We start from the raw sequence: 12,356 nt of genomic DNA, 5'->3' as shown, positions 1-12,356 counted from the left end.
GGAAGAAATTAACCAAAAAGGAGAACAAACATGAGCGTTATTTCAATGAAACAGCTTTTAGAAGCAGGCGTACATTTCGGACATCAGACAAGAAGATGGAACCCTAAAATGGCTCCATACATCTACACAGAGAGAAACGGTATCTACATCATCGACTTACAGCAGTCTGTAGGCATGGTTGACGATGCTTACAATGCAATCGCTGATATCGTAGCAGACGGCGGAAACATCTTATTCGTAGGAACAAAGAAACAGGCTCAGGATGCTATCAAAACAGAAGCAGAGCGTTGCGGACAGTTCTATGTAAACGAGAGATGGTTAGGCGGTATGCTTACAAACTTCAAAACTATCCAGAGCCGTATTGCAAGACTGAAAGAAATCGAAGCTATGGAAGCTGATGGAACATTTGACGTTCTTCCTAAAAAAGAAGTTATCGAACTGAAAAAAGAACTCGTTAAGTTACAGAAGAACTTAGGCGGTATCAAAGAAATGAAGAGACTTCCAGATGCAATCTTCATCGTAGATCCTAAGAAAGAAAGAATCTGCGTACAGGAAGCTCATACATTAGGAATCCCGCTTATCGGTATCTGCGATACAAACTGCGATCCAGAAGAACTGGATTATGTAATCCCGGGTAACGATGATGCAATCCGTGCAGTAAAATTAATCGTTTCCAAAATGGCAGACGCTGTTATCGAAGCAAAACAGGGTACTGCAGATGCAGACGGCGAAATCGAAGCTGAATCTGAAGAGTTCGCAGCTACAGAAGAATAATTTTTTGAACCAGTACAGGAAAGCCGACAGGCTTTCCTGTCATTGAAAAAGGAAAAGCCTCTCCGGGCGATTTACGAATATTATTCAGGAGGAAAATGAAATGGCTATCACAGCAGCACAGGTAAAAGAATTAAGAGAAATGACCGGCGCCGGAATGATGGATTGTAAGAAAGCTCTTACAGCTACAGAAGGTGATATGGATAAAGCAGTAGAATTCCTTCGCGAAAAAGGTCTTGCTACAGCACAGAAGAAAGCAAGCCGTGTAGCAGCAGAAGGTCTTTGCAAAACTTTAGTTTCCGAAGACGGAAAGAAAGCAGTTGTTGTAGAAGTTAACGCTGAGACAGACTTCGTAGCTAAGAATGAAAAATTCCAGAACTACGTAGCAGATGTAGCAGCTCAGGCTATGAACACAACAGCAGCAGATATCGATGCTTTCCTTGCAGAAGCATGGGCACTTGATACAACTAAGACTGTTAAAGAAGCTCTTGCAGCTCAGATCGCAGTTATCGGCGAGAACATGAACATCAGAAGATTTGCTCAGGTTACAGAAGAGAATGGTTTCGTTGCTTCCTATACACATATGGGCGGTAAGATCGGTGTTCTTGTAGACGTTGAAACAGACGTAGTTAACGATGCTGTTAAAGAAATGGCTAAGAACGTAGCAATGCAGATTGCAGCTCTGAAACCACAGTACACAAGCGACAGCGAAGTAAGCGCAGAATACATCGAGCATGAGAAAGAAATCCTTATGGCTCAGATCCAGAACGATCCGAAAGAATCCCAGAAACCAGCTAAGGTTATCGAAGGAATGATCACAGGACGTATCAAAAAAGAGCTTAAAGAAATCTGCCTCCTTGACCAGACATACGTTAAAGCTGAAGACGGAAAACAGTCTGTAGCTAAATACGTAGAGCAGGTTGCTAAAGAAAACGGCGCTAAGATTACTGTTAAAGGTTTCGTACGTTACGAGACAGGCGATGGTATCGAAAAGAAAGAAGAAAACTTTGCAGAAGAAGTTGCAAAGCAGATGAACGCTTAAGCGAAGTTTCGATTGTAAACTGAACCAGAATTTATAGAGGCTCTGAAAGCCTCATAAACACTTTATTTTCTAGTGATTATGAGGTTTTCGGAGCCTTTTTCTATGGATAAATAAAATGGCGAAATATTTTGAACAATCTGAAGATATTTTACAAGACTTTCTAATGCCTTAGGAATAAAATAAAACACGGAAAAGAGGAGAGAAAGTAACATGAAAAAAGAAATACGGACAATAGTGTATGATGAGGAACTTCGGATTGAAGCTTATCGTTTTGAGGGAATTGCGCAGCCCTTACCGAATCATTTTCATGAGCATTATGTGATAGGGTTTGTTGAAAAAGGATAGCGGACTTTATCTTGTCGGAATAAAGAGTATGGCATAGAGTGTGGGAATGTAGTCCTTTTTAATCCTGGAGATAATCATGCTTGCGTTCAAAGTGATGATGGAACTTTTGATTACCGGGGATTTAATATTTCTAAGAGTATTATGCTTGATCTGGCAGAGGAAGTGACAGGAAGACGGGAACTTCCAGGGTTTTCAAAGAATGTTCTTTATGAACATGCGAGCATACCGAGACCGTTTACGGTTTTTGCGCCATGGGCGGCACAGCTTTTTAAAAATTCTGTTTCTGCGAGATGAAAGACTACGTCACATACAGTCATCTGGTCGGTTACGGTACCGTAATCAATATCTGGTTTTGCAGTGATATCCGGTGAAAATCCGATGGATGTCTACAAGTTCAGCTCTGTAATTTACGCTCATACCGTTGTCCTCCAATATATCAGTTTGATATATATTTTAATCCCTTCAGGGTAGAAATACAGATTCTATCTGCTGAATTTTTCTAAGAGAAATGTAAAAAGCCTTAAAGTAATTTGTGACACAAAGAAAAAGTAAACAAACTGACAGGAAACAAGTAAAAATGAATTGCTGAATTATATAACAGACAGTATAATAGAGAGAAAGTGGTGTTTGGAAATAGTCCAGATATAATAGAAAAAGGAGTTATTTTACAAATGAACATTTTTTCCGGTTATGAGTTGCTTTGGCTGTTTTTTGTTTATTCGTTTCTGGGGTGGGTTCTGGAGACGGTGACAGCTACTTTGAAGCAGCGTAAGTTTTCTAACCGAGGTCTTGTGAACGGGCCATTTTGTGTAATGTATGGAATTACAGCGGTGATCATTTCCGTTGGTCTGCAGGAACTGACGGGGTTCTGGCTGTTCTGGTATTCGATGATCTATGCGACAGTGATGGAGTGGGTTGGAGGCCACCTGATTGAAAAGGCGTTTAAGGAGAGATGGTGGGACTATTCCGGGGTTAAATGGAATCTGGATGGATATATCTGTCTGCCGGCATCTGCTTTGTGGGGCATTTTTGGATACATAGTGGTCAGGTGGGGAAATAAGCTGACATGGAAACTGTTATCTGTTTTTCCATCCGTATTATCACATATTGTATTGTTGGTCTTGATCATATTAATGATTGTAGATATTACGGCTTCATATCTTTTACTGATAAAAAAAGGACCATATCTGGAACAATGTGCGGCGGCGAATGAACAGCTTGATAAAGTAAGCGGACATCTGACTTTATGGATTACAGACTGGATTGAACGAAGAATCCACAAAGCCTATCCAAAAGTGCAGAAAATGCAGTCAGCAGAGAACACGGCAGCAGAGAATGTTTTTGCACAGGGCTGTGGTTTTTATAAACTGATGCTGTTATTTATCATAGGGGCATTTCTGGGAGATATTATTGAAACAGCTTTCTGCCGGATTACAATGGGTTACTGGATGAGCCGGAGCAGTCTGGTATGGGGACCATTCAGTATTGTGTGGGGACTGGCACTTGCGCTTGTTACCTGGTTTTTGTATAAATATAAAGACCGCAGTGAGAGCTTTCTCTTTCTGACAGGTACTTTTCTGGGAGGAGCTTATGAGTATCTGTGCAGTGTATTTACAGAAATCTTCTTTGGAAAGGTATTCTGGGATTACAGTAAACTGCCGTTTAATCTGGGAGGAAGAATTAATCTGCTGTACTGCTTTTTCTGGGGGATTGCAGCAGTTGTATGGTTTAAGAAAGCATATCCTCTTCTTTCTGGTTTAATTGAAAAAATACCTGTAAAACCAGGAAAAATCATTACCTGGATACTGACTGTCTTTATGTGTTGTAACATTATTGTTTCTTCTGTAGCACTGATACGCTATGACCAGCGTGCACAGGGCGTTAAAGCACAAAATCAGATAGAACAGTGGGTGGATACACACTTCGACGATGCCAGAATGAAACAGATTTATCCGAAGGCGAAATCCACGCATAAAAAGACAGATTTACAGTAATTTAACCGAATGAAGTAGCGAAGCGGATGATTTTATCCGCTTGATTATGGCTTCAGGGAAATGATATAGCAAAAATACTCTTGACATTAAACCCTACTTTAATGATATGATTAATCGAAATAACAAAAGGAAGAATAATCAGGAGGTTAACCACCATGGAAAATAAACTGGAACATTTAAAAGAATACCTCAAAGAGCTTGGCAGCGTAGCAGTTGCTTTCTCAAGTGGAGTAGATTCTACATTCTTATTAAAAGTAGCTCATGATGTACTGGGAGATAAGGCAATCGCGATCACAGCGCAGTCCTGTTCTTTTCCGAAAAGAGAATTGAACGAAGCCAAAGCGTTCTGTGAGAAAGAGGGCGTTAAGCATGTGATCTGCCAGTCTGAAGAACTGGAGATTGAGGGATTTTCCCAGAACCCACCAAACAGATGTTACTTATGTAAGAAAGAACTGTTTGAGAAAATCGGGGATATTGCGAAAGAGAATGGAATTGCATATATTGTAGAAGGTTCCAATATGGATGACAACGGCGATTACAGACCAGGTCTGATCGCAGTAAAGGAACTTGGCGTTAAGAGTCCATTACGTGAAGCGAAGCTGACGAAAGTAGAGATCAGAGAGTATTCTAAAGAACTGGGACTTCCTACATGGGATAAGCAGTCCTTTGCCTGTCTGTCTTCCAGATTTGTATACGGCGAGACCATCAGCGAAGAGAAACTTGGAATGGTTGAGAAAGCAGAGCAGCTTTTACTTGATTATGGATTCCATCAGGTTCGTGTACGTATTCACGGATTACTTGCAAGAATCGAGATTATGCCGGAGGAATTTCCGAAACTTCTGGAGAAGAATGTCCGTGAGGATATCGCAAAAAAATTTAAGGAGTATGGATTTACTTATGTGACAATGGATATTCTTGGATATCGTATGGGAAGCATGAATGAGACACTTGACAAAAACGATAAAAAGACTCTTTAAGGCGGGATATACACCGACAAATCAGTTGACAAATATCTCAGATATCATTACACTGTTAAATAGAGAAAAGGGCTGCTGCATTTCTATGTGGCCGCCCTTTTCATGCCTATAGAGGTATGCAAAGGAGAAAATGCAATGACAGTAAAAGAAAGAATTACCGCGCTTCGGGAACGCATGAAAGAGAAAAAGATTGATGCTTATCTGGTCCCGACAGATGATTTCCATGCATCTGAATATGTTGGAGAATATTTCAAATGCCGAAAATATATTACAGGATTTACCGGTTCTGCGGGAACTGCAGTGATCATGCAGGATATGGCCGGTCTGTGGACAGACGGACGTTATTTTATCCAGGCAGCCGCACAGTTAGAGGGAACAGGTGTAGATCTTTTTAAGATGGGAGAGCCGGGAGTTCCGACAATTCATCAGTTTCTGGAAGAGAAATTAGGAGAAGGCATGTGCCTTGGATTTGACGGAAGAACCATCAGTGCAAAAGAGGCAGCTGAACTTTCAGAATCGCTCGGAAAGAAAGGCGCTTCCCTTTCTGTAGATTATGATCTGGTAGGAGAGGTATGGGAAGACCGTCCGGCACTTTCCTGCGAGCCGGTGATGGAACTGGATGTAAAATGGGCAGGAGAATCCCGCGCAGATAAATGCGCAAAGATCCGCAAGGCAATGGAAGAAAAGGGAGCAGATGCCTTTGTCCTGACTTCTCTGGATGATATCGCATGGCTGTTAAACATCCGTGGCGGAGATGTACATTGCTGCCCGGTTGTCCTGTCTTATCTGGTAATGACTCAGAAAGAGATTAAGCTGTTTGCCAATGAGAAGGCATTTCCGGCAGAAGTTCTGGATGCTCTGGCAAAAGACGGCGTGACTCTTCTTCCATATGACAGCATCTACGAATATGTAAAAACATTTGCAAAAGATATGAAAGTTCTTCTCTGCAAACAGAAAGCAAACAGCCGCCTGGTAAGCAATATCCCGGCAGAGGTTGAAATTCTGGATGAAGAGAACCTGACCCTTCTTCCAAAAGCAATCAAAAATCCGGTAGAAGTGGAGAATGAACGTATCGCACATATCAGAGATGGTGTGGCACTTACAAAGTTTATCTACTGGTTAAAGAAAAATGTAGGCAAGATTCCGATGACCGAATTAAGTGCAGAGGAGAAGCTGTACAGTTTCCGTGCACAGCAGGAGAACTTTATTGACAACAGCTTTGATCCGATCATTTCCTATGGAGTTCATGCTGCGATCAACCATTATTCATCAACACCGGAGACCGATATCCCGATCGAGCCGAGAAGCTTCCTGCTGGCAGATACAGGCGGAAACTATTATGAAGGTACTACAGATACCACACGTACCATTGTTATGGGACCTGTAACAGATGAGCAGAAGAAATTTTTCACTGCGGTTTTACGTGGTATGCTGAATCTGGGAAATGCGAAATTCCGTTATGGATGCACAGGTGTAAATCTGGATTATCTGGCACGTGGGCCGCTGTGGGAACTGGGACAGGATTTTAATCACGGAACCGGACATGGGGTCGGCTATCTGCTGAATGTCCATGAAGGACCAAACAGCTTCCGCTGGAAAGTGGTTCCGGGAAATAATGCAGTGCTGGAAGAAGGCATGATCACATCTGACGAGCCTGGATACTATGTAGAAGACGGATACGGAATCCGCCATGAGAACATGATCGTATGCAAAAAAGCAGAAAAGACACAGTTCGGCCAGTTTATGTGCTTTGAGTTCCTGACTATGGTACCATTTGACCTTGATGCCGTGGTTCCGGAGCAGATGACCGCACATGAGAGAGAACTTCTTAATAATTATCATGCGCAGGTATATGAAAAGATTTCTCCGTATTTGGATGAAGATGAGAAAGCATGGCTGAAAGAAGCCACACGTGCGATTTAACCGAATCAGCTACGAAGCGGATCAAGTTATTCGATGCAGAGCCACATAGCGAAGAAAATGTTGTTATTCGCATGAGCCGGATAACAAAATTGTTTCATGATCAGAAGAATATTTTTCGATGTAAATATACTGTGAAATGACAGAACAAAAAACAGTCTCCGAAATCTTTTGAAATTTCGGGGACTGTTTTGACTTTATCAGGCGGCTAAGAGCATTTACCTGGTTATTTAAATTTTGTCTGACAGCCTCGATAACCGGCAGGACTCTCTGAGCTTCTTCGTCGGCACTGACCGGTGTATGGCCAGGACGCGTGGATTCGCCGCCGATATCAATAATATCTACTCCATCAGCGATCATTGCTTCTGTATGTTTCAGAGCTTCATCCATGTGATTCCATTTGCCGCCGTCCGAGAAGGAGTCAGGAGTAATATTTAAAATTCCCATTATGTAAGTTTGATTTTGAGTATCAAATAAACGGTTTCCAATTTTCATGAGCAGGGACCATCCTTTCTTTTATGGTTATGTAGAGGATTAAAGCATGTTTGAACAAGATGTGCGTCACAATTTGTGGGAATGATTTTTCAAACACGCTCTAGTATTCAATTTTCATATTTTTTTCTCGCTGGACCAGTAGCATTCAGAAACAGCGGAACATAAAAAACAGTTCCTGTATTTTTTTATAATGTTCCTGATAAACAGGATGCTGCCAGATTTGATTGATACGATCCATATCTAAGAAATCGGTATTCATTCTTTTACCATGGAAAGGAACATTTTCTGCAGTTCCTTATCTTCCTTAAATGCGCCGCGGGTTACGGTAGTGATCGTTTTACTTCCAGGCTTTTTGATTCCGCGCATGGTCATACAGGTGTGTTCTGCCTCCAGCATTACCATGATTCCCTTTGGATTCAGGGCGCGTTCCAGAGCATCTGCGATCTGGACGGTAAGGCGCTCCTGAATCTGCGGTCTTCTGGCATAAACTTCTACGGTACGTGCCAGTTTGCTTAAACCGGTAACTTTGCCGTCAGGGATGTAGGCGAGATGAGCTTTTCCATAAAAAGGCATCAGGTGATGCTCGCACATAGAGTAAAAAGTAATGTCTTTTTCCAGTACGATTTCATTATTTTCCACTGGAAATTGTTTTAATAAATGCTGGTCTGCCTCCTGACCGAGACCTCCGTAAATTTCTTCACACATACGGGCAATTCTGTCGGGAGTATCGACCAGCCCTTCCCGTGTGATATCTTCACCGATTCCCTCCAGAAGCAGACGGACTGCCTGCTCGATTTTTTGTTTATCAACCATTAAAAATAACCTCCTTTGTATTTGTAGAATGGAGATTATCCTTTTAATCAGTTTTTGGGCGTGCACTTCAGGTTTGATACACAAAAAAGGATATCTCCAATTGTGATAGAATGTATGTCGAAAACATTCCCTAACACAATATGAGATATCCTCTTATATTGTTTGCAACGGGTGCGGATAATATACCGTAAGACGTACTTTTCGTTTCAGTGACAACTCCCCATTCACCGAACACTTGACGCATAAAATCCTATTTTGCATATCATTCATTTCAACACCAGTATATCATGTCATACAGTAATAGAAAAGATTTTTTTGACATTATTGGAAATTTATTTCAACTGGTAATGAAAAGAACTTGTTGCTGAAGGGCGATTATTCAGAAACCTTAGCAAACTGGCTGTTATACAGAGTATGATAAAAGCCGCCCTTCGCGATCAGTTCATCATGTGTACCCTGTTCAATAATACTTCCGTCTTTCATAACAAGGATCAGATCTGAATTGCGGATCGTGGAGAGACGGTGAGCAACGATAAAGCTTGTTCTTCCCTCCATCATTCGTTCAAATGCTTCCTGAATCTGTAATTCTGTTCTGGTATCGATACTGGAAGTAGCCTCATCCAGAATCAGCATCGGAGGCAGGCAGAGCATAACTCGTGTGATACACAGAAGCTGTTTCTGTCCTTGACTTAAGCTGTCCTCGTTAAGCATGGTATCCAGTCCTTTAGGAAGACGCTGGATAAATTCCCAGCTATGGGTAAGCTTGGCTGCTTCGATGATCTCAGTATCTGTAGCGTCCGGTTTTCCAATAGAGATATTGTCACGGACGGTTCCGTTTTTGATCCATGTTTCCTGAAGCACCATACCATAGCTGCTTCTCAGAGAATGACGGGTAATGTCTTTAATTGGTTTACCGTCAACGGAAATAGAACCGGCATTTACATCATAGAATCTCATCAGAAGGTTGATAAAGGTTGATTTACCGCATCCGGTGGGCCCCACGATAGCAACACGCATACCAGGTTTTACATGAAGATTGAAGTCCTCGATCAGTTTTTTTGACTCATCATAATGGAAGCATACATTCTTGATATCCACTTCACCTTTTACATTTTCCAGTGTGTTAGAAGCTTCTGCAACTTCCGGTTCTTCTTCAAGCAGATCAAAGATTCTGCCTGCGCATGCAAGTGCGTTCTGAAGCTCTGTGACAACAGAACTGATATCATTGAATGGCTTCATATACTGATTGGCATAGGAGAGAAGTACGGAAAGACCGCCGACTGTCAGTCTGCCTCCCGGAATGATAAAAGCACCTACAAGTGCTACACATGCATAAATTACATTGTTTACAAAACGTGTGGAAGGGTTGGTAAGACTGCTGTAGAAAACTGCCTTTTGACTGCAGTCCTGTAATTCTTCATTAAGTTTTGCGAAACGCTCAGAAGATTTATCTTCATATCCAAAAGCCTGAACAACTTTCTGGTTTCCGATCATTTCCTCGATAAGAGCTGTCTGGCGTCCACGGGCTTCACTCTGTTTCCGGAACATCTGGAAGGTATGTGAGGAAATAAATTTTGCTACCAGGAAGCTTAATGGTGTCAGGACAATGACCATCAGTGTGATCCAGAAGTTCTTGGAAAACATGAAGATCAGTGTTCCGATGATGGTTACGATTCCTGAGAACAGCTGAGTAAATCCAAGCAGCAGACCATCTGAAAGAATATCTGCATCTGCAATTACACGGCTGATGATATCACCGGTGCTGTGTCCGTCAAGGTAAGAGAGCGGAAGCTTCTGAATATGGCGGATTGCTTTTGCACGGATATCTTTTACTGTCTGGTAGGTCATACGGTTGTTGATGGCATTCATCAGCCATGTGGCAACAGAAGAAAGAATAACCATTACCAGGATACGTGACAGATAATACCACATCATTTCGAAATTAACCTGATATTTGGCAACAACCTGATCAATGGCATTACCGAACAGGATTGGGACATATAACTGCAAAACCACAGAAACTGCTGCCAGTGCGATACTGAGGATCAGCAGGAAACGGTATCTTCCGATGAAGCGCAGTACTTTGAAAAAGGTCTCAGAGCTTTTTCCCTTTGATGTATCTTTTGCTGTTACTTGGCTCATACTGTCACCTCCGTCATCATACCACCTGCAGGTGCAGAGGCATATTTTGCCCTCTCTTCAGGAAACTGAGAGAAATAGATCTCGCGGTATGTTTCACAGGTCTGTAGTAACTCAGCGTGAGTACCTTTGCCTGCCAGATTTCCATTGTCGAGAACAAGGATCAGATCTGCCTGCTGGATACTGGAAGATCTCTGGGATACCAGAAAAGTAGTTACATTCCAGTCAAGTCTGTTGAGAGACTTACGCAGTGCTGCGTCTGTTGCGAAGTCGAGAGCGCTGGCACTGTCATCCAGGATCAGAATCTCTGGTTTCTTTACCAAAGCACGGGCAATGGTAAGTCGCTGCTTCTGACCACCGGAGAGATTCTTGCCGTTCTGTTCCAGCTCGAAATCAAGCTGACCTGGTTTACCTTCTACGACTTCTTTTCCCTGAGCGGTAGTAAGTGCCTGCCACAGATATTCGTCAGTGGCATCTTCACGTCCCCACTTCATATTGTCACGGATCGTGCCTTTGAAGAGGGCAGCTTTCTGCGGGACAACACCGATTCTGGAACGGAGGTCATTTCTTTCGTAATTCTCGATATTCTGACCATCCAGAAGTACAGTTCCTTTGGTTGCGTCGTAGAATCTGGAGATCAGATTGACCAGAGTGGTTTTACCGCTTCCTGTACCGCCGATGATACCAACTGTCTGACCTTTCTTAACAGAGAAGCTGATATGTGAAAGGCTTGGCGCTCCGGCTCCGCTGTATTCGAAAGTGACATCATCAAATACAACTGCATCATCAGAAGAAGCAGCGGAAGCAGAAGTAGCTGTTGGATAATCCATGGTAGATTTTACTTTCAGGATATCTGCCACACGTCCTGCACATGCTGCGGATTTGTTTAAGGTGATGATCAGGGATGCAAGCTTGATCAGTTCGACGATCATCTGAGCCATGTAGTTGTACAGGGCAACAACCTGTCCCTGCTGCATGCTGCCTAAGTTTACTTCAACGCCGGCTTTCTGGATCAGGATAACCGTTGCGATGTTGATCAGTACATAAGTAACAGGATTTAACAAAGCAGAAAGTCTTCCGACAAAGAGGTTTAACTTTGTCAGTTCGTCATTACGGGTGTCAAATTCCTGTACTGCTTCTTTCTCACGGCAGAATGCACGGATCACACGCACACCTGTCAGGTTCTGTCTTGTCAGACCTGTAACAGTGTCCAGTTTTCCCTGTACTTTCTTGAACAGCGGGATACTGAGAAACATGATGACAAAGACAACCAGAAACAGAAATGGAATAGCAACAGCGAAGACCAGTGCGCATTTGAAGTCGATAGTGAACGCCATGACCATGGATCCCAGTACGATGAACGGGCTTCGAAGAAGAAGACGAAGTCCCATATTCAGACCATTTTGAACTTGGTTGATATCATCGGTAAGTCTGGTGATCAGTGTGTCTGTTCCGAGAGTATCAAGTTCTGTAAAGGACAGACGCTGAACATGATCATAAACTGCCTGTCTTAATTTGGTGGCAAATCCTACGCTGGCTTTGGCTGCGAAGAACTGAGCCGTGATGCTACAGGTAAGACCGAAGGCTGCCATTAAAATAAGAATAAAAAATCTCTGGATGATATATCCGTTGTCGTGGTTTGCGATACCGACGTCGATGATTTGTGCGATGATGATCGGCACGATCAGGTCGAATACAACTTCCAGAAATTTAAAAAATGGCGCCAGAATACTTTCTTTTTTGTAGTTCTTTAAATAAACTGCTAATGAACGCATTTTTAAATTCCTTCCTTTCCTAAAAAATCTTTCCTATATTATATTACTTCCTTTTTCTGAAAAATAATACAACCAAAAGTGTACC

At 42.4% G+C, this 12,356-nt stretch carries 9 protein-coding genes, 2 pseudogenes and 1 riboswitch; of the genes and pseudogenes, 7 read left to right on the top strand and 4 right to left on the bottom strand.

Annotated elements, in window-relative coordinates:
• Window positions 1–30 precede the first annotated feature (30 nt).
• The 7 genes and pseudogenes from rpsB (at window position 31) to KQI87_RS04405 (ending at window position 7,052) form a co-directional block, all read left to right on the top strand.
• Window positions 31–774, top strand: a complete 744-nt coding sequence (gene rpsB / locus KQI87_RS04430) for a 30S ribosomal protein S2 (RefSeq protein ID WP_216459055.1) — start codon at window positions 31–33, stop codon at window positions 772–774.
• A 100-nt stretch (window positions 775–874) separates the two neighbouring features.
• A complete protein-coding gene (gene tsf, locus KQI87_RS04425) occupies window positions 875–1,813 on the top strand; it encodes a translation elongation factor Ts (protein ID WP_118512173.1) in 939 nt (312 codons plus the stop codon).
• Between the two features lie 210 nt (window positions 1,814–2,023).
• Window positions 2,024–2,158, top strand: a complete 135-nt coding sequence (locus KQI87_RS16770) for a hypothetical protein (protein WP_256444805.1) — start codon at window positions 2,024–2,026, stop codon at window positions 2,156–2,158.
• A 15-nt stretch (window positions 2,159–2,173) separates the two neighbouring features.
• Window positions 2,174–2,452 (top strand): annotated as a pseudogene (locus KQI87_RS17155) (AraC family ligand binding domain-containing protein); the annotation flags it as partial.
• 377 nt (window positions 2,453–2,829) lie between these two features.
• Window positions 2,830–4,152 (top strand): putative ABC transporter permease, encoded by a 1,323-nt coding sequence (locus tag KQI87_RS04415; protein WP_216459054.1) that lies wholly within the window; start codon window positions 2,830–2,832, stop codon window positions 4,150–4,152.
• 155 nt (window positions 4,153–4,307) lie between these two features.
• Complete coding sequence (gene larE / locus KQI87_RS04410; RefSeq protein ID WP_216459053.1) at window positions 4,308–5,129, top strand: ATP-dependent sacrificial sulfur transferase LarE; 822 nt, start codon at window positions 4,308–4,310, stop codon at window positions 5,127–5,129.
• A gap of 135 nt (window positions 5,130–5,264) precedes the next feature.
• Entirely contained in the window at window positions 5,265–7,052 is a 1,788-nt protein-coding gene (locus KQI87_RS04405) for an aminopeptidase P family protein (protein ID WP_216459052.1), read from the top strand.
• Window positions 7,053–7,277: 225 nt separating this feature from the next.
• Here the strand turns inward: KQI87_RS04405 and KQI87_RS17150 are convergent.
• The 4 genes and pseudogenes from KQI87_RS17150 to KQI87_RS04385 all read right to left on the bottom strand — a co-directional run.
• Window positions 7,278–7,544: pseudogene (locus KQI87_RS17150) on the bottom strand (dihydropteroate synthase); the annotation flags it as partial.
• 255 nt (window positions 7,545–7,799) lie between these two features.
• On the bottom strand, window positions 7,800–8,357 hold the full coding sequence (folE, locus tag KQI87_RS04395; protein ID WP_216459051.1) for a GTP cyclohydrolase I FolE: 558 nt from the start codon (window positions 8,355–8,357) through the stop codon (window positions 7,800–7,802).
• Between the two features lie 163 nt (window positions 8,358–8,520).
• A riboswitch (THF riboswitch) is annotated at window positions 8,521–8,617 on the bottom strand.
• 115 nt (window positions 8,618–8,732) lie between these two features.
• Complete coding sequence (locus KQI87_RS04390; protein ID WP_216459050.1) at window positions 8,733–10,499, bottom strand: ABC transporter ATP-binding protein; 1,767 nt, start codon at window positions 10,497–10,499, stop codon at window positions 8,733–8,735.
• Window positions 10,496–12,271, bottom strand: coding sequence for an ABC transporter ATP-binding protein (locus KQI87_RS04385; RefSeq protein WP_216459049.1), 1,776 nt, complete (start codon window positions 12,269–12,271; stop codon window positions 10,496–10,498). Before KQI87_RS04385 ends, KQI87_RS04390 begins: the two co-directional genes overlap by 4 nt.
• Window positions 12,272–12,356 lie beyond the last annotated feature (85 nt).

The organism is Blautia sp. MSJ-9, assembly GCF_018919065.1.
In the GTDB taxonomy this organism is placed as follows: domain Bacteria; phylum Bacillota; class Clostridia; order Lachnospirales; family Lachnospiraceae; genus Blautia_A.
This window is presented reverse-complemented; position numbering and strand designations above follow the sequence as displayed.

Bases quoted from the DNA above. Each gene is read 5' to 3' on its own strand.
- KQI87_RS04405 (WP_216459052.1), top strand. From the start codon at position 5,265: ATGACAGTAAAAGAAAGAATTACCGCGCTTCGGGAACGCATGAAAGAG.
- KQI87_RS04390 (WP_216459050.1), bottom strand. From the start codon at position 10,499: ATGAGCCAAGTAACAGCAAAAGATACATCAAAGGGAAAAAGCTCTGAG.
- KQI87_RS04385 (WP_216459049.1), bottom strand. From the start codon at position 12,271: ATGCGTTCATTAGCAGTTTATTTAAAGAACTACAAAAAAGAAAGTATT.
- folE (WP_216459051.1), bottom strand. From the start codon at position 8,357: ATGGTTGATAAACAAAAAATCGAGCAGGCAGTCCGTCTGCTTCTGGAG.
- larE (WP_216459053.1), top strand. From the start codon at position 4,308: ATGGAAAATAAACTGGAACATTTAAAAGAATACCTCAAAGAGCTTGGC.
- rpsB (WP_216459055.1), top strand. From the start codon at position 31: ATGAGCGTTATTTCAATGAAACAGCTTTTAGAAGCAGGCGTACATTTC.
- KQI87_RS16770 (WP_256444805.1), top strand. From the start codon at position 2,024: ATGAAAAAAGAAATACGGACAATAGTGTATGATGAGGAACTTCGGATT.
- tsf (WP_118512173.1), top strand. From the start codon at position 875: ATGGCTATCACAGCAGCACAGGTAAAAGAATTAAGAGAAATGACCGGC.
- KQI87_RS04415 (WP_216459054.1), top strand. From the start codon at position 2,830: ATGAACATTTTTTCCGGTTATGAGTTGCTTTGGCTGTTTTTTGTTTAT.